The sequence below is a fragment of the Demequina globuliformis genome, from assembly GCF_000975155.1.
GTDB classification, from domain to species: domain Bacteria; phylum Actinomycetota; class Actinomycetes; order Actinomycetales; family Demequinaceae; genus Demequina; species Demequina globuliformis.
Map to the genome: position 1 here is coordinate 138,215 of NZ_BBRG01000001.1, position 22,063 is coordinate 160,277.

The following is a 22,063-nucleotide window of genomic DNA, read 5'->3' on the forward strand; positions in this document are numbered from 1 at the left end:
TGCAGCCGCAGGTCAGTGCGTTAGTCGCGGTCCAAGCGCATGGCCTCCACGGCCGTCTCGCCCTCCGTGGGCCGCGGGTCGATCAGGCTCGACATGAACTCCGGGCGCTGCTCGCGCAACGCCTGCGCGGGCTGGGCAACACCGAACAGCCAGCCCTGGCCGTAGCGCCACCCGCAGTCAGCGAGGAACTCTGCCTGGTCCTCGGTTTCGATGCCTTCCGCGATGGTTGCCAGGCCGAGCTCGCGCGCCAGCGCCCCGAGAGCCCGGGACACACGCGCGCCGGCGGGATCCTCGGGGATGCCGGCAACGAAGGACATGTCGAGCTTCACGCCGGACACAGGGAGGTCGCGCAAATAACTCAAAGGCGAGACGCCCGTCCCGAAGTCGTCGAGCAAGATGGGCACGCCCGCGTTGCGCAACTCCGTCAACTCGTGCCGGATGCGCGTGTTTGGCGCCACGAGCGAGGCCTCAGTGAGCTCGACCACGAGACGCTGCGGGCTCAGTCGGTAGTGACCAATCGCGCTGAGGACCTTGTCCGCGAACTCCGAGTCTCCCAGCTGGTCGGCGGAGACGTTCAGCGACACCCATGTCGACTGCGACGGTCCGGTCGCGAGGAAGGTCGCGGCCTGGTCAACGAGGGACATCCCCAGCGCGACGGAGAGGTTGCGGTCGTCAATGAGGGGCAGGAAGCTGCCGGGAAGCAGTAGCCCGCGCGTGGGGTGCTGCCAGCGCACGAGCGCCTCGTAGCCCACCACAGTCCGGGTGCGCAGTTCCAAGATGGGCTGGTAATGCAGCACCAGATCGCCGCGCTCGATGGCCTCTGCCAACTCCGCAGCAAGACCGGTATTGCGTTCGCTCGCCGTCCGCATCGATGGCTCGAAGACCTCGGTGCGCGCCTTGCCCATGGACTTGGCGCGGTACATCGCGGAGTCGGCGGCGCTCAGCAGCGAGGGTGCTCCCCCGTCCATGGTCTCCGCGTCCGCGATCGCGATACCGACGGAGGCGTGCAGGGCAACCTGGTGGCGCTTGATCTGGATGGGACGGCGCAGGCCATCGTGGATCGCCCCGGCGATGTCGTACATCGCCTTGGAGCAGTCGTGGTCCTGCACCACGATCACGAACTCGTCGCCACCAATACGCGACACCGTGCCGCGCCCGGCCGCAGCCGCGCGCAAAATGCCAGCGACGTGCACCAAGGCATTGTCACCAGTGGCGTGCCCAAAGCGATCGTTGAGGCCCTTGAAGCCGTCAAGGTCGATGGCCAGCACGCCCACCCGCGACTCGGGATCGGGCTGGTCAAGCAACTCCTGCAGGACCTCCTGCATGAGGGTCCGGTTGGCGAGGCCCGTCAAGGGGTCGTGCATGGCTCGGTGCGCGAGGATCTCGGAATGCATGCGGTCGTCGGTGCTATCGCGCACCTGGACCACGTAGTGGTCGGGCGCACCGCCTGCGTGCCGCACGAGTCCCACGTCAAGTTTGGCCCACACCACGTTGCCGTCGGCGCGTACGTAGCGCTTTTCCAGGTTGAAGCGGTTCTGGAGGCCCTCATATAGGCGCGTGAGCTGGTCGCGTTCGGCGTGGAGATCCTGCGGGTGCGAGAGCGACGAGAACGGCACGCCGCGCAAGGCCGCGACCGTGGAGCCCATCATCTCCGCAAACGACCGGTTCACCTCCATGAGGCGCCACTCAAGGTCGACCAACGCCATCCCGATGGGAGCGTTCTCCATGGCCTTGCGGAACTGTGCGTCGGACCGGCTGATCGCTTCAGCGGCCTCACGCAGCCCAGAGGTATCCATGATGGTGACGATGGTCACGGGACCGTCGTCGAGCCCGTCCTGGACCACTCGCGCGCGCACCTGAACCCAGCGCACGTCATCGGCGCCGCGGCGGCCGGGCACGCCAACGATGCGTGACTTGACGTCGTCAGTGTCGATGCCAAAGGCCTCACGCAGCAGGATGGGCCGCAGGCGGTCGTCGACGACCCTCAGACCCAGGCGCGACAGCGGCTTGCCGACCGCGGCCGCGCGATCGACGCCCAGGACGTTGGCGGCGACGTCAGACAGCAGTGCGATCTCGTCCGTGCGGGTCACGATCAGCACGCCATCGCGGGTGGAAGACATGACGGCCTCGAACTGGCGCCGCAAGCGGCGTTCCCGAGCGGAAATCTGCTCCTGCGCGAGGCGGGCGCGGCGTGACCGTCCAAAGAAGTAGAGGGCAAGGCACGCGAGGATCAGAACGGCGAAGGTGCCCGTCCACGCTACGGCGGGCTCCGTCAACACGTCTACGACTCCTCCCATGGTGCTCCTTCGACCTCCTCGTCGACGTCGGCGCTTGGCGCCGGTGTAGGACTCTCTCCACGCAGGATAGCGAGTGTCGCGGCAAGGTCGTCAGGACCGACCAGTACCTCGCGCGCCTTGGAACCCTGCGAGGGGCCAACGACCTCGCGCGTCTCGAGCAGATCCATCAAGCGTCCTGCCTTCGCGAAGCCCATCTTGAGCTTGCGCTGGAGCATCGAGGTGGAGCCCAGTTGCGTCGTGATGACGAGTTCTGCAGCCGCCACGAGGTCATCGAGGTCATCCCCGATGTCCTCTGCGACGACGGCACTACTGCCCTGCGGCTGCGTGACGTCCTCGCGATACTCCGGGTTCGCCTGGTCCTTGGCGTGCTCGACCGCGGCGTGGATCTCCGACTCCGAGACCCACGCGCCCTGCACGCGCATGGGCTTGGACTCGCCCATGGGAAGGAACAACGCGTCACCCTGACCAATGAGCTTCTCGGCGCCAGGCATGTCGAGCACCACGCGCGAGTCCGCCAAGGACGACGTCGCAAACGCGAGGCGGGAGGGCACGTTGGCCTTGATGGTTCCCGTGATGATGTCGACCGAGGGGCGCTGGGTCGCGAGCACCAAGTGAATACCGGCGGCGCGTGCGAGCTGAGTGATGCGCTGGATGGACTCATCGACGTCGCGCGGCGCCACCATCATGAGGTCGGCGAGCTCGTCGACGATCACCAACAGGTAGGGGTAGGTGGTGAGCGTGCGCTCCGAACCGGGCAGCGGCTTGAGCTTGCCCGAGCGGACGGCCTTGTTGAAGTCGTCGATGTGCTTGTAGCCGAACATCGCGAGGTCGTCGTAGCGCATGTCCATCTCCTTCACCACCCACTCCAAGGCCTGCGCGGCCTTCTTTGGGTTCGTGATGATCGGAGTAATGAGATGCGGGATGCCCTCGTAGATCGTCAGCTCTACACGCTTGGGATCCACCAGCACCATGCGTACCTCGTCTGGGGTGGCACGCATCAGGATCGACGTGATCATCGAGTTCACGAACGACGACTTACCTGCACCGGTGGCACCGGCGACCAACATGTGCGGCATCTTGGCGAGGTTGGCCATCACATAGCCGCCCTCGACGTCCTTGCCGATGCCGATCGCCATGGGGTGATCGTTCTTGATCGCGGTCGAGGACCTCAGGACGTCTCCCAGCGCCACCGTTTCGCGGTCAACGTTGGGGATCTCGATACCAATCGCTGACTTTCCTGGGATGGGCGACAGGATGCGCACGTCGGGACTCGCGACGGCGTAGGCAATGTTCTTGGACAGGTTGGTGATGCGTTCGACCTTCACGCCCTGGCCGAGCTCGAGCTCGTAACGTGTGACCGTTGGGCCGCGCGTGAAGCCGGTGACTTCCGCATTGACGCCAAAGTCCTCGAAGACCTGCTTGAGCGCCTCCACGACGCGGTCGTTGGCAGCAGAGCGGGTCTTGTGGGGCGCTCCCTTGGCAAGGATCTCGGTACTCGGCAACACATAGGGGCGGGAGTTTTCCAGTTCGCCCTGCTGCCCGGTGGGGACCAAGCGCGTGGTCGCGGGAGCTTCGCGTTGGGGCAGGTCCTTGGACGGGACGTCCTCGTACTGGTCGTCGGAGTCGCCGTCAGCGACCGTGGCGCCCGCCAAGTACGGCGAAACTTTGCCGCCGGTCTTGAGCACCTCAGTCCCGCCTGGGGCGAACTCGGGTTCCTCGTCGCCGTGAGCGACCTCAGCGGCGGACGCGAAAGCCTCATCGGCCTCGTACTGCTCGAGTTGCCGCTCGTCCTTCTTGGGTTCCTTGGGGCCAAACAGGCGCTTCTTGGGGGCCGATGCTCGGGCTGGCTTGGCGCCCTTACGGTCAAGGGTGCGGTGCTCAGGGAGGTCCATGTCGTCGTCGGCTGGGGCGCGACCGAACCGCTCCTTCACCAGCGCGATGAGTTCACGCGCAGGCATCCCGATCACGATGAGAATGCCGAGCAATGTCAGCAGAATAAGCACGATGACGGCCAGCGGTGTGGACAGCAGATTGGACAGGCCGTTGCCGACGGCGAACCCCAGGAAGCCACCGGCCTCCCTGAGGCCTTCCCAGCCAGCGCTCATGCTTGGCCGGCCGTCAATAATGGCGACCAAGCCTGTCACGGTGAGCAGCAAAACTACTGCGCCGAGGGTGAGCCTGTGGTTCGCTTCCTCCTCTTGAGGGGCGCGGAACAGGCGCACGGCGGCCGCGCCGAGCACGATGGGCAGTACTACGCCCACCACGCCAACGGAGCCGGCGACGACCCAATGGATCGCGGCGCCGGCCCACGACGTCATGCCGAACCACTCCCGTGCCGCGATGAGGATCGCGCCAATGATCAAGAAGATCGCGACCCCGTCACGACGGACCTCGGGACTCACCTCCCGGGCGCCGTGGCCGATGCTCCTCACAGCAGAGCCAACGCCGCTCGACACGCCACGGCTCATGGCTACCACGCCGCGCAGGATCGCCGGAGGGCGCTTGGGGGCATTCTTCGCTGAGCCCTTGGCGGGCGCGCGCTTAGGCGCGGGCTTGCTGCGGGTGCTCGCGGGACGTGACTGAGCCATGCTTCCGGAGGCTACCCGGGCATTGGCCCTATCGAGTGTTGCCACCCCGCGCGTACGAGGATCGCAACGTCACGGCTCGCTAAGACTCGATGACGATCGGGATGATCATGGGTCGACGACGTAGCTTGGTGCCCACGTACCGCCCCAGCACGCGTCGCATCACCTGCTGCAACTGGTGATTGTCAGCCTTGCCGGAGGCAGCGGCCTCCTCGAGCGCCTCTTTGATCTTGGGCAAGATGGCGTCGAACACGGAGTCGTCCTCGGCGAGGCCGCGCGCGTGTACCTCGGGGCCAGAGACCACGGACCCGTTGGACGAATCCACCACCGCGAACACGGAGACGAAGCCCTCCTCCGACAAGATCCGGCGGTCCTTCAGTTCCGCGTCGGTGACCTCACCCACTGACGAGCCGTCGACGTACACGTTGTGCACCTCGACAGCACCCACAATGCGAGCCACGCCGTCCTTGAGGTCAACGGCGACGCCGTTCTCCGCGAAGATGACGTTCTCACGAGGCACGCCCGTCTTGATCGCCAGATTGCCGTTGGCGAGCAAGTGGCGAACCTCACCGTGAATGGGCATCACGTTCTTGGGACGCACGATGTTGTAGCAGTACAGGAGTTCGCCTGCGCTGGCGTGACCGGACACGTGCACACGGGCGCTGCCCTGGTGCACCACGGTCGCACCCAGGCGCATGAGGCCGTTGATGACGCGGAACACCGCATTCTCATTGCCGGGGATCAGGGACGATGCCAGCACGACGAGGTCGCCAGGGCCCACACTGAGTTTGTGGTCGAGCGAGGCGATGCGGCTGAGCGCGGCCATCGGCTCACCCTGCGAGCCGGTGCACATGTACACGACCTGGTCCGCGGGGAGATTGTCCGCCTTCTTGGCGTCCACCAGGATGTTCGCCGGCACATCCAGGTAGCCCATCTCCGCGGCAATGTTCATGTTGCGCACCATGGAGCGCCCCACGAAGGCGACACGGCGGCCGTGCGCGTGCGCAGCGTTGATGACCTGTTGGACGCGGTGGACGTGGCTTGAGAAGCTCGCGACCACGATGCGGCCAGTGGCTTGCGCGAAGGTCTGGTCCAGCACCGGGGTGATTTCGACCTCGGAGGCGGTGAAGCCAGGAGCCTCCGCATTGGTCGAGTCGACCATGAAGAGGTCCACTCCCCGCTCGCCTAGCTTGGCGAACGCGCGCAGGTCCGTGATGCGGCCGTCGAGTGGCAACTGGTCCATCTTGAAGTCGCCTGTGCCCAGCACGGTGCCGGCGGACGTCGTGATGAAGACCGCGAGCGCATCAGGGATCGAGTGGTTCACGGCGACAAACTCGAGGCCGAACTTGCCTAGCTGCTCCTCTTGCCCTTCCTTGACGGCCAGCGTCACCGGCGTGATGCGATGTTCCTTGAGCTTGGCCTCGATGAACGCGAGGGTCAACTGCGAGCCGATGATCGGGATGTCTTCGCGCAGGCGCAGCAGGTAGGGAACCGCGCCAATGTGGTCTTCGTGGCCGTGCGTGAGCACGATCGCCTCGATGTCGTCGACGCGGTCTTCGATGTAGCTGAAGTCGGGCAGGATCAGGTCGACGCCGGGCTGCGTGTCCTCGGGGAACAGCACGCCGCAGTCAACAATCAGCAGGCGGCCGTCGATCTCGAAGACCGTCATGTTGCGCCCGACCTCGCCCAGTCCGCCGAGCGGCACCACGCGGAGGGTGCCTGGCTCGAGTGCGGCGGGTTCGGACAGTTCGGGGTGGAAGGTCACTTCTCTCCTAGGGGTTGACCGGTACGCCGGCGTCACGCAGTTGCGCGACGAAGTGGGCGTACTCGGCATCATCAAAAGTCACGTGGGGCAGCCGCATGTGGCGGCTCGTCGTTGCCCCGAGGGCCTGCATTGCAGCCTTTGCGGTGACGGCGCCAAGGCCGCCGCCCATGATCACGTCAATCGCTGCGCTGTGGGCCTCGTATTCGGCCTCCGCAGTCTCGGCGTCGCCAGCATCGTGCGCCGCAATCATCCGGGAGATCGACTCACCGACCGCGTGCGAGGCGACCGACACGACGCCCACGGCGCCAGCCCGCAGGAACTCAAGCGTGAGGGGGTCGTCCCCGGAGTACCACGCGAGACCAGTGCGCTCAATGCGAGCCTTCGCCTGTGCGACGTCTCCTGTCGCGTCCTTCACTGCCACCACGTTGTCGCGCTCAGCGATCGCGTCCAGGACGCCATCGCTGATGGGCTTGGCCGTGCGACCGGGAATGTCGTACAGCATGACGGGCAACGATGTTGCGCTCGCAATCGCTTCGAAGTGGGCAAGCACGCCCACGTCGGAGGGCTTGGAGTAGTAGGGCGTCAGAGCGAGCACGCCGTCCGCCCCGCACTCCTGTGCCTGCTGCGCCATCATGACCGCGTGCGCGGTGTCATTAGACCCGGCGCCAGCGACAATCGTGGCTCGGTCTCCCACGGCCTCGACGAGCGCCGTGGTGAGCTCGACCTTTTCGGGGGCGTGCGTGGTGGGCGCCTCGCCAGTGGTGCCGGAGATGACGAGCCCGTCGGACCCGTGAGCCAGCAGGAACTCGGCCACCTTGATTGCGCCGTCGATGTCGAGCGATCCATCGTCGTGCATCGGCGTCACCATGGCCGTGAGCACGGTCCCCAGCGGGCGGTTGTGAGTCATAGGGCTAAACCTATCGCGCCACGGGGTCCATCACCGTCGCCGTCAGCGCTCGCCGCGGGTCGCCACGGTCAGGACTACCGCGCAGTCAGTGACGGCCTCCAGCCCGTGCCTGATCGGTGGAATCACCAGGAAATCGCCGGCCGACATCGCGAGCGCCCCATCGCCTGCGGTGAAGGTCGCCTCTCCCCTCAGCACCTGAAGTGTCGCCTCGCCGGGGCTGTCGTGCTCATGGAGCGCGTTGCCCCCAGCCAGCACAATCAAGGTCTGACGCAGGTCGTGTTCACGTCCACCCGCAAGGGTGCACGAACTGCGGCCGCTGTGCGCGGAGTACGCCAGCTCGAGGTGCTCGTCGATGAGCGCGTCAAGGTCCAGGATCTCCATCTGTCCACCATAGGATCCCCGCCCACCGTGCGCGCGCGATACGCGGCGTGGACATACGCTCGCTCGCGCGCGCGGCGCGTACAGTGTCTGCATGCCTGCGATCCCCACTCCATACGAGGACCTGCTGCGCGACGTGTTGGACACCGGCACGCGCAAGGAGGACCGCACGGGAACGGGAACACTGTCCGTGTTTGGGCGACAGCTGCGCTACGACTTGAGCGCAGGCTTCCCGCTCATCACCACCAAACGCGTCCACATGAAGTCCATCACCGGCGAACTGCTGTGGTTTTTGCGTGGAGACACGAACGTGCGCTGGCTCCAGGAGCGCGGCATCACGATCTGGGACGAGTGGGCCGACGACAACGGCGACCTAGGACCCGTCTACGGCGCGCAATGGCGGTCATGGCCCACGCCCGGCGGCGACTCCATCGACCAGATCGCGAACGTGATCGAGTCCATCCGCACCAAGCCGGACTCCCGCCGGCACATCGTCAGTGCGTGGAATCCCGCTGAGGTCGACAACATGGCGTTGCCTCCCTGCCACGCGATGTTTCAGTTCTACGTGGCCAACGGCAAGCTGTCATGCCAGCTGTACCAGCGCAGCGCTGATCTGTTCCTCGGCGTGCCCTTCAACATCGCCTCCTACGCGCTCCTGACCCACATGATCGCGGCCCAAACCGGCCTCGAGGTGGGCGAGTTCGTGTGGACCGGCGGGGACTGCCACATCTACGCGAACCACGTTGAGCAGACCGAACTGCAGCTGAGCCGCGAGGCGTACCCCTACCCCACGTTGCGCCTGGCGAGCCGTGATTCGCTCATGGACTACGACCTCGACGATGTGGTCATCGAGGGGTACCAGCACCACCCGGGCATCAAAGCGCCCATCGCGGTGTGACCATGGCACTCAGGGCGATATGGGCACAGGCGCGCGACAAGGCCGGCCAGCCTGTCATTGGCGCGCACGGCGACATGCCGTGGCAGTTGCCCGAGGATCTGAAGCACTTTTCTTCCCTCACGCGTGGCTCGGCCGTGGTCATGGGCCGGCGCACATGGGAGTCATTTCCCGAAAAGTTCCGGCCACTGCCGGGCCGCATCAACGTCGTCATCACGAAAGCGCCAGAGGTTCCCGGGGCCGATGCCGTGGCAGGCTCGCTTGAGGAGGCGCTGACAACCGCGGCACGGCTCACGCCGAGCGACGACGTCTGGGTCATCGGCGGAGGACGCGTTTATGCCGACGCGATGCCCCGGCTCGACGCCCTTGAGGTCACCGAGATCGACCTCATTGTGGACGGGGACACGTTCGCGCCGGTCATCGACCCCGACGTCTGGACCCAGTCCGGAGACTCCGGATGGCGCGAGTCCGCGACCGGCCCGCGACACCGGTTCCTGACCTACCGACGCCGTCACGGCGCCTAAGCGTGCTGTACCGCGTTCCCCATCGCATCGAGACCGACCGCCTGGTCATCCGTCGGTACACGGAGCCTGACGCCGACCAACTCGCCACGGTCATCGCGCGCAACATTGATCACCTGGCCCGCTACATGGAGTGGATCACGGTGGAGCCCCAGTCCCTCCAGCAGCGCCGTGCCTTTATTGCGGACGCCAACCATAAGGCCGATGCCGGCGAGGACTACACGTTCGGGATGTTCCTGCACACGGGAGAACTCGTAGGCGGGTCGGGATACCACGTGCGTGCGGAACCCGACCGGCTCGCCATTGGCTACTGGATCGCCGCCGAGCACGAACGCCAGGGCCTGGTGACGGAGGCCTGTGCGGCCCTCACCTGGGTGGGCCTAGGGCTCGCGGGCGCGTCGGTCATCGACATCTCTCACGCGCCATCAAACGCGAGGTCACAGGCGGTGCCGCAGCGGCTCGGCTTCACGCTCCAGGACGCTCGGGGCGACGCCTGCTACGACCGCGGCTGCCGAGAATCAGCGACGATGTGGTGGGCGGCACCGGCAGACCTCACGCGGGAGCCGCTGGCGAGCGTGGAACGTCCGCGAGCCTTCGATGCCGATGGCCGCGAACTGCCCTGGCCGCATCCGCCGCGCTGAGGGGCTAACCGAAGATCGTCGTGAGGACGATGCCCCCTGTGACCGAGAGGGTCAAGGCGACGATGGTGATCAGGGCGACGATGCGCACGCGGCGCTGCTGCTTGTCCTCGGAGCTCATGGACAGCAACTGTAGCGGCCAGGAGCGGCCCCGGGTGGGCGCAACACCTGTCACCCGCGCACTCCCGGCGCTGGCACAATGACGGCCATGTCCCGACGTGATGCCGCGCGCCAGCAAGCGCTGTCGGTGTCCTTGGCCACGGGCGCCTACGCCGTCAGTTTTGGCGCCCTCTCCGTCGCCGCTGGTCTCGACGTGTGGCAGACCATGGCACTCAGCCTGTTGGTCTTCTCCGGAGGCTCGCAGTTCGCCTTCGTGGGCGTGTTGGGTGCCGGCGGCACCGCCGCGGCCGCAGTGGCGACGAGCACCTTTCTGGGGTTACGTAACGGCTTCTACGGCGTAGCACTCGCGCCCGTCCTGCGACCCCTCGCGGGGTGGCGACGCGCGTGGGCCGCGCAGGTGACCATCGATGAGTCCACGGCGGTGGCGCTCGCGCAACCAGCAGACGACATTCGTGCTCGCCGCACCGGCTTCTGGTGGACCGGTGTGGGTGTCTTCGTTGCCTGGAACGCGATCACGGTGGTCGGCGCACTCTTGGGCTCGAGCATCGGTGACCCCGCTCAGTGGGGCCTCGACGCTGCCGCGGCGGCCGCGTTCCTCGGCCTCCTGTGGCCGCGGTTGGCGACCACGCCAGCCCAGGCCGTCGCTGCGGCATCGGCCGTCATCGCTCTTGTCCTCACGCCCGTCCTGCCCTCGGGGCTACCGATCCTCGCTGCCGCACTCGTCGCCGTAGCCGCGGGATGGCGCGCCCCGCGTGCACCTGAGGAGGTGCCCGAGTGAGCGACTACATCCTCATGTGGATCGCGATCGTCGCGGCCGGGGCCCTAGCGTGGGCGACCAAGTACGCAGGCCACGTTGTCCCGGAGTCGTGGCTCGAGAACCCCCGTGTGCACCGCATCGCGGCCTACGTCACGGTAGCGCTGCTTGCCGCGCTCTTCGCGGTGCAGGCAGTTACCTCCGGCACTGACGTGGTGCTCGACGCACGGGTCGCGGCCGTCGGTGTCGCGGCGGTGTTGCTGTGGAGACGCGCCCCATTCATCGTGGTCGTGTTCGCCGCGGCCGCCGTGGCGGCCGGCCTCCGTGCGCTCGGGTGGGGCTAAGCGCTACGTCAGTTCGTTGAGCACAAACGCGACCAAGAACCCGGCCGCCGCGATGAGGCCCGTCGCCCAGTGATCCTCAGCAAAGGCCTCGGGGATCATCGCGTTGCACACCATCGCCAGCAGTGCGCCAGCGGCGATCGATGTGGTCACCGCGAGCACCTCCGGCGGCGCACCTGCGAGCACCACGGCACCGACCACGGCTGCGACGGTCGCGATGGCGGTGATCCCCGCCCACAAGCCAAAAACAAAGCGCGCCGGCCGGCCGGACTTCTTGAGCGGAACAGTGCCAGCGAGCCCTTCCGGGATGTTGCTCAAACCGATCGCCGCCACAATCGCGACCGGGAACTGGCCTGTGAGGGCGGAGAGCCCAATGACGATGGCCTCAGGCACCCCGTCCAGGAGCGCGCCCACGGCGATAGCGCCACCGTCGCCCGGGCTGTCACCGCCGCGTCGCGCAGTGATGTTGCGCGATCCGTCAGCCGCCTGCCGCGCCGCCCTGCGCTTGCTCAGTTTGCCGATCGCCAGGTCTCCAGCGACATACAGCACCGCACCGGTGGAGAATCCCACGACGACCGGCCATACTCCCCCGCCGTCGGCTGCCTCCGCTACGAGTTCGAGGGCGAGCGTCGCCACCATGACGCCCGCGCCAAACGCCATGACTGCCGCGACCGCGCGGCGGGACACGTTCCAGCGCCACGCGACCCACGCACCCACCAGTAACGTACCGATGCCGATCGCGCTCGCGAGCGCCGCCACACCTATGCCCATGCCGCCACCCTAGCGAGGCAGGTCGCGCCCAGCGGCGCTGACACCGGGCATCGGCCCAGCGCCGCGTACCCTGGTACGCATGCCTACCGCAGATGTCTCCGCTCGCCCCGCCGTTCCTGGTGACGAGGAGGCGATCACCGCCATCCAACTCGCCGCCTGGGCGCTGACGCTCGGCGAACAGGCTGTCGAAGCCTTGCCCCGCGATCAGATCTTGGCGCAGTGGACAGCAGCCATCGAGGCGCCGCCGTCACGCCAGCACCGGGTGTTCATCGCCACCGACGGTCCCCACGTGGTGGGGTTCGCGGCCCTGGCCACCACCGAGATAATTGCACTTGAAGTGGCGCCTGAACACCGCCGCTTGGGCCATGGGTCGCGCCTGTTGGCCGCGTGCGTCGATACGGTCCGGATTACCGGCGGCGGTGAAATCAAGGCTTGGGCGCTCGAAGGCGATGAGGTCCGCGCCGCGTTTCTCAACTCAGCGGGACTGGGCGAAGGTGGCGTGCGCCGCGGCATTGATGGCCCGGGGGACGAACTTCACGAAGTGATGTGGAAGGCACGGCTCACCGACTAAGGCGGTCGCCCGCCTGACTGCCAGGCGGGCCGCAACCGCGGCGACCAGGACGGTAGCCGGACGCCGGCCTAGGTGCGGGAACGGCGCCGGGCCCGACGCTCAGCGCGGAACAGGTCGGCGGCGTGGCGCAGCGACTTGCGGGCCATCGACCGGTCACGGTTCTCCTCGTACGCGTACGCGACCCGGAACCAGGGCTCCCAGCGCTCGGGCGCTGCGTCGACCTCGGCCTTCGCCAGGGTAAAGGCCTCGTGAGCTGCCTCTTCCGTGAGCCGGCCCGCGGGAGTGGTCTCCCCCGTGAACGCCGGAAGCTCCTCGCGCTCGGTGAGTTCGCGCGACATCGCCTGAACCGTCATCCCCAGGCGCCACTCCACCACCAGGTACCAGCCTGCGATCACTGGCAGCACCATGAGGAAGACGCCGAGCGCCTTCGCCTGCCACGCATCGCTGCGGATCAGCAGCCACGCGAAGTTCGCCGCGAACCCGACATACAACGCGAGGATCACCGTCATGGCGACGGCGCCGAGGAACGCGGGTGAACGCATGAACGACATCTACAGGCTCATGTACTGGTCGAGGCCCACGGTGAGGCCGGTGTGCAGGCCCACTTGGCGCACCCCCAACAGCACGCCTGGCATGAAGGACACGCGGTCAAAGCTGTCAGTGCGAATCGTGAACGCCTCCCCCTCGTTGCCGAACAGCACTTCCTCGTGCGCGACCATGCCGCGCAAGCGCACAGCGTGCACGTGAACGCCATCGATGTCTGCGCCGCGCGCCCCGCCCGGGTCGTGCGTCGTGGCGTCAGGGCTTGGGGCAAGTCCAGCGGCCGCGCGGGCCGCGGCGATCCCCTGAGCGGTGTGGACCGCGGTGCCTGAGGGCGCGTCGACCTTCTTTGGGTGGTGCAGTTCCACGACCTCAGCGGACTCGAAGTAGGGCGCCGCCATTGCTGCGAAACGCATCGCCAAGACGGCACCGATGGCGAAGTTGGGGGCGATCAGCACGCCCAGATCGGGACGCTCGCGCAGGTGTTCCTCCACGCGGCCAAGGGAGTCACGCGTCCACCCGGTCGTGCCGACCACTGCGTGCAGCCCGGCATCGATCAGGGCGTGCACATTGGCCTCCGTGGCATCGGGGACCGTGAAGTCCACCGCGACCTGGGCGCCCGCACGGGCCGCCTCCGCGATGTCATCCGTCACGTCCAAGGCCGCGACCACCTGAAGGTCATCAGCGGCCGTGACGGCGTCCACCACATGAGTTCCCATGCGCCCCGAGGCGCCCAGCACTGCGACGTTAATCATGCGGACTACTCTACGGGCGTGGTCACCACGGCCAGGTCACTCACCCAACTGGCCCACGCGCACGCTGACACGCTCACGTGAGGCGAGGTCGGCCGCCAAAGCGACCACGTCATCGGCCGTCACCGCCCGGACCCGGTCCAAGGACTCGCCAATGCTCCACAGTTCGCCTTGCACGAGTTCAGCCTTACCCAGGCGTGACATTCGTGAGTAGGAGTCCTCGAGGCGCAACACGGTGGTGCCGGCGATCTGCCCTTGGGCCCGCTCGAGTTCCTCCGCCGTGATGCCCTCCGCGAGCCTTTCCAGCTCGGTGCCGAGCAGCCGCTCGACCTCGTCAGCGTTCGCGGGGTTGCATGCCGCGTACATGCCCCACACGCCGGTGTCGGCGCTGGGGGCGCCAAAGGAGTACACGCCGTACGTCAGACCGCGCTTCTCCCGAATCTCTTGGAACAGACGTGAGGACATGCCGCCGCCCAGGATCGCGTTGGAGACGCCCAGCACCGAGCGGCGCTCGTCTGTGGCGCGGAAGCCGCGCGTTCCCAGGAGGACGTGCGTCTGCTCGAGATCGCGGTTGACCCGCACCTGCGGTACCAGCGACGCTTCCACGGGCGCGAGTGGATCGCGCCGCTCAAGCGGTGCGCGATCGTCAGTGAGATCCCACCCGCCTCGAATCAGCGCTTCCGTCACCAGCGCGCACACCGTGTCGTGATCCAGGCCACCGGCAGCGGTCACGATGAGCCCCTCCGGCACATAGTGCTGGCGGTAGTGGTCCTCGACGGCGTCTCGGGTCACGGCGCGGATAATTTCCGGCGTGCCACCAATGGGCCGCCCTAGCGGGTGCCCGTGCAGGACCGCTTCCGTGAACCGCTCATGCGCGACGTCTCCCGGGTCGTCCTCGCTCATCGCGAGCTCTTCCAAAATGACGCCACGTTCCATCTCGAAATCGGCATCATCGAGCCGAGCGGACGTGACCATGTCACCGATGACGTCGATCGCGAGCGGGAGATCCTGGTCGATGACGCGGGCGTAGTAGCACGTGAACTCCTTCCCCGTCATCGCGTTGGACTCACCGCCCACGCGGTCGAACGCGACGGCGATGTCCTGCGCAGAGCGGCGCTGCGTGCCCTTGAAGAGCAGATGCTCGAGGAAGTGCGTGGAGCCTGCGTGCTCCGGCGTCTCGTCGCGGCTGCCTACCCCGACCCACGCACCGACCGTGGCCGATCGCATGCCGGGAATCTGCTCGGTGAGCACGCGGACGCCGCCCGGCAGCACGGAGCGGCGGATCACGGCGCCATGGTCCTGTTCCACCGCGAGGTGAGCGCCGATGGACTGGGCAGACACGAGAGGGAGTGCATGAGGCATAGGGGCGAGCCTAACGCGGCTGAGCGGCTTCACTGTGCTGAAGACTCGCACCGCGATGGTCCCCGCCCATGGTGCTGAACGGTGCCAGGCCCAGACATGCCACGAGGGCGGCCCCACCGAGCGTAACGCCCGGGGAACCGCCCTCGCGGAAGGATCAGTCAGCGATTACTCGCCGGCCTCCTCGGCAGCCTCGTCGGAGGAGCCTTCCTCGACCACACCGAGCGACAGCTTGCCGCGCGGGTCGACCTCGGCGATCTCGACCTGGATCGTCTGGCCGATGGACAGGACGTCTTCGACGTTCTCCACGCGCTTGCCACCGACGAGCTTGCGGATCTGCGAGATGTGCAGCAGTCCGTCCTTGCCGGGGCTCAACGAGATGAAGGCGCCGAACGCGACGGTCTTCACGACGGTGCCGACAAAGCGCTCGCCGACCTCAGGCACGTGGGGGTTGGCGATCGCGTTGATGGCCGAACGGGCGGCCTCAGCAGCCTCGCCGTTGTCCGCGCCAATGAACACGGTGCCGTCGTCCTCGATGCTGATGTCCGCGCCGGTGTCGTCCTGGATCTGGTTGATCATCTTGCCCTTGGGCCCAATGACCTCACCGATCTTGTCCACGGGCACGCGCACGGTGATGATGCGCGGTGCGTGCGGGCTCATCTCGTCGGGCTCGGAGATGGCCTGCTCCATGACGCCGAGGATGTGCAGACGCGCATCCTTAGCCTGGCCCAGGGCACCTGCGAGGACGGATGCGGGGATGCCGTCGAGCTTGGTGTCGAGCTGAATGGCGGTGACGAACTCGCGAGTACCGGCAACCTTGAAGTCCATGTCGCCGAACGCGTCCTCGGCACCCAGGATGTCGGTGAGCGCCGCGTAGCGGGTCTCACCGTCAACGGTGTCGGACACGAGGCCCATGGCGATACCGGCCACGGGGGCCTTCAGCGGCACACCGGCGTTGAGCATGGCGAGCGTCGACGCGCAGACCGAACCCATCGAGGTCGAACCGTTCGAGCCGAGCGCTTCAGAGACCTGGCGAATGGCGTACGGGAAGTCCTCACGCGACGGCAGCACCGGCACGAGAGCGCGCTCAGCAAGCGCGCCGTGGCCGATCTCGCGGCGCTTCGGTGACCCTACGCGACCCGTCTCACCCGTGGAGAAGGGCGGGAAGTTGTAGTGGTGCATGTAGCGCTTCTTCGTCTCGGGGTTAAACGAGTCGATCTGCTGCTCCATCTTGAGCATGTTCAGCGTGGTAATACCCATGATCTGGGTCTCGCCGCGCTCGAAGATGGCGGAGCCGTGCACGCGCGGGATGGGGCCAACCTCGGCCGACAGCGGACGGATGTCCTCGAGGCCACGGCCGTCGATGCGGACGCCGTCCTTGAGGATGCGCTGGCGGATGGTCTGCTTGGTCACGGAGCGGATCGCTGCCGAGACCTCCTTCTCGCGGCCCTCAAACTGCTCCGCGAAGTGGTCAAGCGCCCCGGCCTTGATCTCATCCAGGCGGTTCTCGCGCTCCTGCTTGTCTGCAATCTGCAGCGCGGAGGTCAGGTCGCCGGCGACGTGAGGCTCGACGGCAGCGAAGACGTCGTCCTGGTAGTCGAGGAAGCGGGGGAACTCCACCGTCTCCTTGGCGGCCTTGTCGGCGAGCTCCTGCTGAGCGTCGCACAGCGCCTTAATGAACGGCTTGGCGGCCTCGAGCCCCTCGGCCACGACCTCTTCGGTGGGCGCCTGAGCGCCCTCGGAGACCAGGTTGAAGGCGTCGTCGGTGGCCTCTGCCTCGACCATCATGATGGCGACGTCGTCGCCCACGATGCGACCGGCAACGACCATCTCGAACACTGCGCGGCCCTTTTCGGAGTAGCGCGGGAAGGCGACCCACTGGCCGTCGATGAGCGCCACGCGGACACCACCGATGGGGCCGGAGAAGGGCAGCCCGGACAGCTGCGTCGACATCGAGGCCGCGTTGATCGCGAGCGTGTCGTAAGCGTCGTCAGGGTTAATGGCCAGCACGTCGATGACGACCTGGACCTCGTTGCGCAGACCCGACACGAAGGACGGGCGCAGCGGGCGGTCGATGAGGCGGCAGGTGAGGATCGCGTCCGTCGAGGGACGGCCCTCGCGACGGAAGAACGAGCCAGGGATCTTGCCGGCTGCGTACGAGCGCTCCTCGACGTCCACCGTCAGGGGGAAGAAGTCGAAGCCGTCGCGGGGGTGCTTGCCAGCCGTCGTGGCCGACAGCAGCATGGTGTCACCGTCGAGGTAGGCGGCGGTGGAACCGGCGGCCTGCTTGGCCAGACGGCCAGTCTCGAAGCGGACGGTACGGGTGCCGAACGAACCATTGTCAATGGTCGCCTCGGCGAACTGAATCTCGGGACCTTCCATGTGGAAGTTGCTCCTTTGTTCGTAGAGCAGCCCAGGCGAACTGAAGAAGCTCATGTGAGCCTCACTGATCGTCAGTCGACATAGTCAGACGTGCACCCGCTCGCATACGCGGGGGTTCTGCCCATCTCCACCGAGGATCAGCGTCCTGCTGGCCTGCCAGGTGTATGAAATTGGGCGCCGCCGTCAACGGCGGGCCTTACCCATGCTATCAGCGGTGAGCCGATGCTGGGGCGTGACCATGCTCGGCGCGGCGCGCAGTGACAGGTCCTGACATGCGAAAGACCCGGCCGCTCAACCTCCGCGAGGAGGGAGCGACCGGGCCGAGCGCGACTGGGTGCGCCTTAGCGGCGCAGGCCCAGGCGCTCAATCAGCGAGCGGTAACGCTCGATGTCGACGCGCTGAAGGTAGTTCAGCAGGTTGCGGCGCTTACCGACAAGCAGCAGCAGGCCACGACGCGAGTGGTGGTCGTGCTTGTGCTCCTTGAGGTGACCGGTGAGGTCGTTGATGCGCTGCGTGAGGAGCGCGACCTGGACCTCGGGCGAACCGGTGTCACCCTCGACGGTTGCGTACTCGGTCATGATGGACTTCTTGGTGGCTGCGTCCAGAGGCACGGCTCACTCCTTCTGATGTCTGTTGCACGGAGCTCCCGGGCCTGTTCTCCGGGGGCTTACGATCCGCGGCCGTTTCACGGCGACGTCCAACTATACAGCAGATTGGCCTGCGGAGGCACCCGGTGAGGACCCGAAAGCCACCAGAGCGCGAGCGTGTCGACCCTCAGCGTACGGGAGGGTGGATCCCACCTGATCCAGCGCGATGGGCGGTGCGAGCAGCGAACCCCAGTCCCGGGCTGCGTGCGTAGCGGCCAGGAAGTCCAGCGCGGCCAGGACATGCCGTCCCGATACGGGAGGTGCGCCTCGCACCGTGACCGCGCGCGCAGCGAGCAGGCCGGCATCGACGGTGAGCGGCCGTCGGTTTCTGCCGGCGCGCCCCAACACGAGCACTCCCCCGTGCGCGAGCGCGTCCATCGCATCGGCCAGCGCTCCATCACCCCCGGAGACGTCCACGATCACGTCCGCCCGCCCAAAGCCCGCGCCCGGCTCAAGCGCGGCATCGGCCCCAAACTCCAGCGCGCGTAGCCGCCGCTGCGGATCGGGTTCCACGATGGTGACCGAACCCGCCCCCTCTTCCGCAGCCATGGCCACGGCGACCAGGCCCTGCATGCCAGCGCCGATGACGAGGACACGCTTGCCCACCAACGAGCCAGCGGATTCCATGACCGCGCAAACCGTGGCAACGGCGCACCCGGCTGGCACCGCGACCGGGTCTGGGACGCTGGGAGGCACGACTGCGATCACGGCGGCGCGCGGCAGCAGCGCGCGCGTCACGATGGAACCGGCAAAGGCGCAGTCGTCGGGCGCCATGTCGACGCCGAGTGCGATGGGCCGTCGGCATCCTGTGCCTTGTGTGCAACCTCCACACTGACGGCAGGGGCACGCGCGGCCCCACACGATCCGCATCCCGGGAGCGAGCAGAGTGCCATCAGCCGCAGCGGCGTCTCCCCCGCGGCCAATGGCTTCGATGGTGCCCACGCCTTCGTGGCCCAGAGCCGTGGCACGTGACGGGGATACATTGGAGGCAATCGCATCCTTCACGCACCCACACGGGGAGGCCAGCCGCATCGCGACACGGACTTGGCCCGGTTGGAGTGCGGGCACGGGCAGCGTGACGGCGCCGACGACGCCGCTATGGACCATGAGGGCGCGAGTGGTTGTCGTGGCAGCGGGAGCTGCGGCGGGGGGCATGTGGTGGAGACTGCCTCAGACGGGCCGATGCCCGCTACCGCCGAGCGCGGTTCTCGCCAGAGATTCACCGAGAGTTCAGCGGAGCGTCACCTTGCTGGGCGCGGAGGCGCCGCCATGACCCGTGGGCTACGTTCCGTCGGTGACGGCCGCGTAGCGGTCAATGTACGGACGCTGCGGTTCGGGCAAGACCGTCCCGGCCGTGCTGTCCCACGCCTTCTTCCAACGTCCGTCGTCCATCGCTTCTTCAAGGACGTCGTCAATCCACAAGCGGAACTCGTCGTCTTCGCGCGCCACGCCAATACCGTAGGGCTCGGCGGTAAAGGGCGCACCGACAATACGGAACTGCCCGCCCGCTTCCGCGGCGTAGCCCGCCAAGATCACGTCATCAGTGGTCACCACGTCCACTTGGCCAGTGCGCAATGGCTCGAGGCAGTCCGAGTAGTCGTCGAACAAGACCACCGCGGCACCAGGAGATACGCGTTTGATGGTCTCCGACGCCGTTGAACCGGCCACGGTGCACACGTGCTTGCCGTCGAGGTCGAGCGGCGACGCGATATCGACGTCGTCCTTGCGTGTCATCAGCGTCTGACCAGCGACGTAGTAGGGCCCCGCGAAGCCGACTGACTCCTTACGACTGTCGCTGATGGTGTAGGTGGCGACGATGAAGTCAACGTCGCCGTCCATGAGGAGGTGCTCGCGTTCGTCCGAGGGCGCCTCGACCCACGTGATGCCGGATTCATTGATGCCGAGCGCGTCGGCCACCAATCGCGCCACCTCAATGTCGAACCCCTGCGGCACGCCGTCACTATCGAGCTCGCCAAACAGTGGTTGGTCGTGCTTCACGCCAATGGTGACTGCACCGGCCTCGTGAAGTGTGGCCATGGTGCTGTCACCGGGGAACTTCTCAGCCGAACACGCGGCCAAGGCCACTGCGGCAACGCCAACTGCGGCCGCGACTCCGATGCGGCGCATTGTTCTCACTAGTGACATCGTTATCCCCTCTGGGCACTGAGGGTACACTCTCCCGCCCCGCGTGCCGCCGCAATCTGGCGCAGCGGTGAGGCTGAGACGCGCCCTTTGCACACGGGCCCGCCGGGGACAACGTCAGTTCGCTCTCCCACCGCCCGGGTCAACCTAGTTGGCTTGTGCCTGCGCCTCAAGGCCAGGCGCTGTGTCCTTGGGGGCAGTGCCGGAAGGCAAGGTCTTGCGCATGCGCCCCTCAAGCCAGGTCGCCAAGCGAGACACCGCCATGTTGACGCCGATGTAAATGACGGCCGCCGCGAGCACGAGCGGGACCACGGAACTGTTGCCAAAGAAGTTGTAGAGGTTCTTGGTGACCGTGAGCAGTTCGACGTACCCGATGATGAAGCCGAGCGAGGTGTCCTTGAGGAGCACAACGATCTGGCTGATCAGGGCCGGCAGCATGATGCGGATCGCCTGGGGCAGCTGAATGCGCATCATGGTCTGCAGCGGAGTCAGGCCGATGCTGAGACCAGCTTCCCGCTGACCGCTCGGCAGGGCGGCAATACCGGCGCGCAGAATCTCGGCGACGACCGCAGTGTTGTAGACAACGAGGCCGAGCACCACGGCCCACAGGGGCTCGAGGTCAAGGGCGAGGACGCCAAAATAGATGATGAGCAGGACGGGGATGCCGCGGAACACGTGGGTGAAGCCGTAGGCCGGGTAGCGCACCCACCGCGTGGGTGCCTGGCGAGCAATAGTCAGTGCCAGGGCGAACACGGCGACAACCGGAACCGCGATCACGACCGCCTTCATGGTGCCGAGGATCAGGCCATCCCACAGGAGGCGCTCCCACACCTCGAGGCCGGAGAAGCCCTTGTCGCCGGCCCACAGCACCTGCCACCGGTCGTTGAACAGACCACGGCTGGCGGCGTCGATGACGAACCACACAATCGCGCCAACGATGACGACGGTGAAAATGATGTTGAGCCACAGGTCCCGGCGGATCGCCTTGGGACCGGGGATGTCATAGAGGACTTGCTGCTTCTCGCTCATCGGGCCACCGCCACCTTCGACTCGAGATTCTCTGCCGCGATCGACAACGGCAGCGTCATGATCAGGTAGGCGATGCCGACTCCAGCGAAGATGCCCACCACGTCACCGGGGTTGCCATTCGAGAGTCGGTTCGCAATCGCGACCAACTCCGTGGTCGCAAAGCCTGCCGCGACGGACGTGTTCTTGATGTGGGCGATATACACATTGATGAGTGGCGGGATTACCGACCGGAACGCCTGCGGGAGCACTACATTCGTGAGCGTCTGCACAAAGGTGAGACCCACGGCACGCGCGGCCTCCGCCTGGCCCACACCCACCGAGTTGATGCCTGACCGGATTGCCTCACACACGAAGGTGGCCGTGTACAGCGACATCGACAAAATAGCCATGGGGATACCCAGCGGTACGACCAGGCCGAGAAGCTGGGGAATCGCGTTCAGCATGAACAGGAACAGGAGCGTCAACGGCGTGTTGCGGATGATGTTGACGTACGCGCTGGAGAACACCCGCAGCGGACCCACGGGTGAGACCCGGAAGGCCGCGAGCAGTACTCCCCAAATGAAGGACAACACCCCGGCCGCGAAAGCGATCCACAGTGTCGTCACGAAGGCGCGCCATAGTAGATCGAAGTTTTCGATCAAGGCTCCCATGCGGTATTCCCCTGACTAC

At 66.7% G+C, this 22,063-nt stretch carries 21 protein-coding genes; 6 read left to right on the plus strand and 15 right to left on the minus strand.

Annotated features, from left to right (window positions below; genetic code table 11):
* Positions 1-20: 20 nt before the first annotated feature.
* The 5 genes from AOP75_RS00635 to AOP75_RS00655 all read right to left on the minus strand — a co-directional run bounded on the left by AOP75_RS00635 (position 21) and on the right by AOP75_RS00655 (position 7,935).
* Positions 21-2,297 carry a putative bifunctional diguanylate cyclase/phosphodiesterase gene (locus AOP75_RS00635; RefSeq protein WP_083966585.1) on the minus strand — a complete coding sequence of 759 codons (2,277 nt, stop codon included), beginning with the start codon at positions 2,295-2,297 and terminating at the stop codon, positions 21-23.
* Positions 2,282-4,885 carry an FtsK/SpoIIIE family DNA translocase gene (locus AOP75_RS00640; RefSeq protein WP_062076464.1) on the minus strand — a complete coding sequence of 868 codons (2,604 nt, stop codon included), beginning with the start codon at positions 4,883-4,885 and terminating at the stop codon, positions 2,282-2,284. Before AOP75_RS00640 ends, AOP75_RS00635 begins: the two co-directional genes overlap by 16 nt.
* A 79-nt stretch (positions 4,886-4,964) precedes the next feature.
* Entirely contained in the window at positions 4,965-6,647 is a 1,683-nt protein-coding gene (locus AOP75_RS00645) for a ribonuclease J (RefSeq protein WP_062076465.1), read from the minus strand.
* A gap of 7 nt (positions 6,648-6,654) precedes the next feature.
* A complete protein-coding gene (dapA, locus tag AOP75_RS00650; protein WP_062076466.1) occupies positions 6,655-7,554 on the minus strand; it encodes a 4-hydroxy-tetrahydrodipicolinate synthase in 900 nt (299 codons plus the stop codon).
* Between the two features lie 42 nt (positions 7,555-7,596).
* Complete coding sequence (locus AOP75_RS00655) at positions 7,597-7,935, minus strand: cupin domain-containing protein (RefSeq protein WP_062076467.1); 339 nt, start codon at positions 7,933-7,935, stop codon at positions 7,597-7,599.
* A gap of 91 nt (positions 7,936-8,026) precedes the next feature.
* On the opposite strand from AOP75_RS00655, the gene AOP75_RS00660 reads away from it, so the two are divergent.
* From AOP75_RS00660 to AOP75_RS00680, 5 genes are all read left to right on the plus strand, one after another.
* The gene (locus AOP75_RS00660) at positions 8,027-8,830 is read left to right on the plus strand and encodes a thymidylate synthase (protein WP_062076468.1); all 804 of its coding nucleotides are present in this window, start codon (positions 8,027-8,029) and stop codon (positions 8,828-8,830) included.
* A gap of 2 nt (positions 8,831-8,832) precedes the next feature.
* Positions 8,833-9,351: a dihydrofolate reductase gene (locus AOP75_RS00665; protein ID WP_062076469.1), complete on the plus strand. Its 519-nt coding sequence runs from the start codon at positions 8,833-8,835 to the stop codon at positions 9,349-9,351.
* 2 nt (positions 9,352-9,353) lie between these two features.
* A complete protein-coding gene (locus tag AOP75_RS00670; RefSeq protein ID WP_062076470.1) occupies positions 9,354-9,989 on the plus strand; it encodes a GNAT family N-acetyltransferase in 636 nt (211 codons plus the stop codon).
* Between the two features lie 196 nt (positions 9,990-10,185).
* Positions 10,186-10,884 (plus strand): AzlC family ABC transporter permease, encoded by a 699-nt coding sequence (locus AOP75_RS00675; protein WP_062076471.1) that lies wholly within the window; start codon positions 10,186-10,188, stop codon positions 10,882-10,884.
* A complete protein-coding gene (locus tag AOP75_RS00680) occupies positions 10,881-11,204 on the plus strand; it encodes an AzlD domain-containing protein (RefSeq protein ID WP_236683047.1) in 324 nt (107 codons plus the stop codon). The genes AOP75_RS00675 and AOP75_RS00680 overlap by 4 nt, the downstream gene beginning before the upstream one ends.
* A 3-nt stretch (positions 11,205-11,207) precedes the next feature.
* Here the strand turns inward: AOP75_RS00680 and AOP75_RS00685 are convergent, their stop codons facing one another.
* Complete coding sequence (locus AOP75_RS00685; protein WP_062076472.1) at positions 11,208-11,972, minus strand: ZIP family metal transporter; 765 nt, start codon at positions 11,970-11,972, stop codon at positions 11,208-11,210.
* A 79-nt stretch (positions 11,973-12,051) separates the two neighbouring features.
* Between AOP75_RS00685 and AOP75_RS00690 the strand changes: the two genes are divergently transcribed.
* The gene (locus tag AOP75_RS00690; RefSeq protein ID WP_062076473.1) at positions 12,052-12,543 is read left to right on the plus strand and encodes a GNAT family N-acetyltransferase; all 492 of its coding nucleotides are present in this window, start codon (positions 12,052-12,054) and stop codon (positions 12,541-12,543) included.
* A gap of 68 nt (positions 12,544-12,611) precedes the next feature.
* Here AOP75_RS00690 and AOP75_RS00695 read toward each other — a convergent pair whose 3' ends face one another.
* From AOP75_RS00695 to AOP75_RS00735, 9 genes are all read right to left on the minus strand, one after another.
* Positions 12,612-13,085: a hypothetical protein gene (locus tag AOP75_RS00695; protein ID WP_152649896.1), complete on the minus strand. Its 474-nt coding sequence runs from the start codon at positions 13,083-13,085 to the stop codon at positions 12,612-12,614.
* A 9-nt stretch (positions 13,086-13,094) separates the two neighbouring features.
* A complete protein-coding gene (gene dapB / locus AOP75_RS00700) occupies positions 13,095-13,838 on the minus strand; it encodes a 4-hydroxy-tetrahydrodipicolinate reductase (protein ID WP_062076475.1) in 744 nt (247 codons plus the stop codon).
* A gap of 36 nt (positions 13,839-13,874) precedes the next feature.
* The gene (locus tag AOP75_RS00705) at positions 13,875-15,197 is read right to left on the minus strand and encodes a M16 family metallopeptidase (protein ID WP_062076476.1); all 1,323 of its coding nucleotides are present in this window, start codon (positions 15,195-15,197) and stop codon (positions 13,875-13,877) included.
* Positions 15,198-15,362: 165 nt separating this feature from the next.
* Positions 15,363-17,576, minus strand: coding sequence for a polyribonucleotide nucleotidyltransferase (locus AOP75_RS00710; protein WP_062076477.1), 2,214 nt, complete (start codon positions 17,574-17,576; stop codon positions 15,363-15,365).
* Positions 17,577-17,917: 341 nt separating this feature from the next.
* On the minus strand, positions 17,918-18,187 hold the full coding sequence (gene rpsO, locus AOP75_RS00715; protein WP_062076478.1) for a 30S ribosomal protein S15: 270 nt from the start codon (positions 18,185-18,187) through the stop codon (positions 17,918-17,920).
* A 90-nt stretch (positions 18,188-18,277) separates the two neighbouring features.
* Entirely contained in the window at positions 18,278-19,378 is a 1,101-nt protein-coding gene (locus AOP75_RS00720) for a zinc-binding dehydrogenase (protein ID WP_083966586.1), read from the minus strand.
* A gap of 126 nt (positions 19,379-19,504) precedes the next feature.
* Positions 19,505-20,368 carry a glutamate ABC transporter substrate-binding protein gene (locus AOP75_RS00725; RefSeq protein WP_439645177.1) on the minus strand — a complete coding sequence of 288 codons (864 nt, stop codon included), beginning with the start codon at positions 20,366-20,368 and terminating at the stop codon, positions 19,505-19,507.
* 144 nt (positions 20,369-20,512) lie between these two features.
* Positions 20,513-21,394 (minus strand): amino acid ABC transporter permease, encoded by an 882-nt coding sequence (locus AOP75_RS00730; RefSeq protein ID WP_062076480.1) that lies wholly within the window; start codon positions 21,392-21,394, stop codon positions 20,513-20,515.
* Positions 21,391-22,044: an amino acid ABC transporter permease gene (locus AOP75_RS00735; protein WP_062076481.1), complete on the minus strand. Its 654-nt coding sequence runs from the start codon at positions 22,042-22,044 to the stop codon at positions 21,391-21,393. The genes AOP75_RS00730 and AOP75_RS00735 overlap by 4 nt, the downstream gene beginning before the upstream one ends.
* Positions 22,045-22,063: the final 19 nt, after the last annotated feature.

Excerpts from the sequence above, each read along its gene's own strand:
- AOP75_RS00675 (WP_062076471.1), top strand. The coding sequence starts at position 10,186 with ATGACGGCCATGTCCCGACGTGATGCCGCGCGCCAGCAAGCGCTGTCG.
- dapA (WP_062076466.1), bottom strand. The coding sequence starts at position 7,554 with ATGACTCACAACCGCCCGCTGGGGACCGTGCTCACGGCCATGGTGACG.
- AOP75_RS00725 (WP_439645177.1), bottom strand. The coding sequence starts at position 20,368 with ATGTCACTAGTGAGAACAATGCGCCGCATCGGAGTCGCGGCCGCAGTT.
- AOP75_RS00735 (WP_062076481.1), bottom strand. The coding sequence starts at position 22,044 with ATGGGAGCCTTGATCGAAAACTTCGATCTACTATGGCGCGCCTTCGTG.
- AOP75_RS00710 (WP_062076477.1), bottom strand. The coding sequence starts at position 17,576 with ATGGAAGGTCCCGAGATTCAGTTCGCCGAGGCGACCATTGACAATGGT.
- AOP75_RS00635 (WP_083966585.1), bottom strand. The coding sequence starts at position 2,297 with ATGGGAGGAGTCGTAGACGTGTTGACGGAGCCCGCCGTAGCGTGGACG.
- AOP75_RS00655 (WP_062076467.1), bottom strand. The coding sequence starts at position 7,935 with ATGGAGATCCTGGACCTTGACGCGCTCATCGACGAGCACCTCGAGCTG.
- AOP75_RS00640 (WP_062076464.1), bottom strand. The coding sequence starts at position 4,885 with ATGGCTCAGTCACGTCCCGCGAGCACCCGCAGCAAGCCCGCGCCTAAG.
- dapB (WP_062076475.1), bottom strand. The coding sequence starts at position 13,838 with ATGATTAACGTCGCAGTGCTGGGCGCCTCGGGGCGCATGGGAACTCAT.
- AOP75_RS00660 (WP_062076468.1), top strand. The coding sequence starts at position 8,027 with ATGCCTGCGATCCCCACTCCATACGAGGACCTGCTGCGCGACGTGTTG.
- AOP75_RS00695 (WP_152649896.1), bottom strand. The coding sequence starts at position 13,085 with ATGCGTTCACCCGCGTTCCTCGGCGCCGTCGCCATGACGGTGATCCTC.
- AOP75_RS00705 (WP_062076476.1), bottom strand. The coding sequence starts at position 15,197 with ATGCCTCATGCACTCCCTCTCGTGTCTGCCCAGTCCATCGGCGCTCAC.
- AOP75_RS00720 (WP_083966586.1), bottom strand. The coding sequence starts at position 19,378 with ATGCCCCCCGCCGCAGCTCCCGCTGCCACGACAACCACTCGCGCCCTC.
- AOP75_RS00665 (WP_062076469.1), top strand. The coding sequence starts at position 8,833 with ATGGCACTCAGGGCGATATGGGCACAGGCGCGCGACAAGGCCGGCCAG.
- AOP75_RS00730 (WP_062076480.1), bottom strand. The coding sequence starts at position 21,394 with ATGAGCGAGAAGCAGCAAGTCCTCTATGACATCCCCGGTCCCAAGGCG.
- AOP75_RS00685 (WP_062076472.1), bottom strand. The coding sequence starts at position 11,972 with ATGGGCATAGGTGTGGCGGCGCTCGCGAGCGCGATCGGCATCGGTACG.
- AOP75_RS00690 (WP_062076473.1), top strand. The coding sequence starts at position 12,052 with ATGCCTACCGCAGATGTCTCCGCTCGCCCCGCCGTTCCTGGTGACGAG.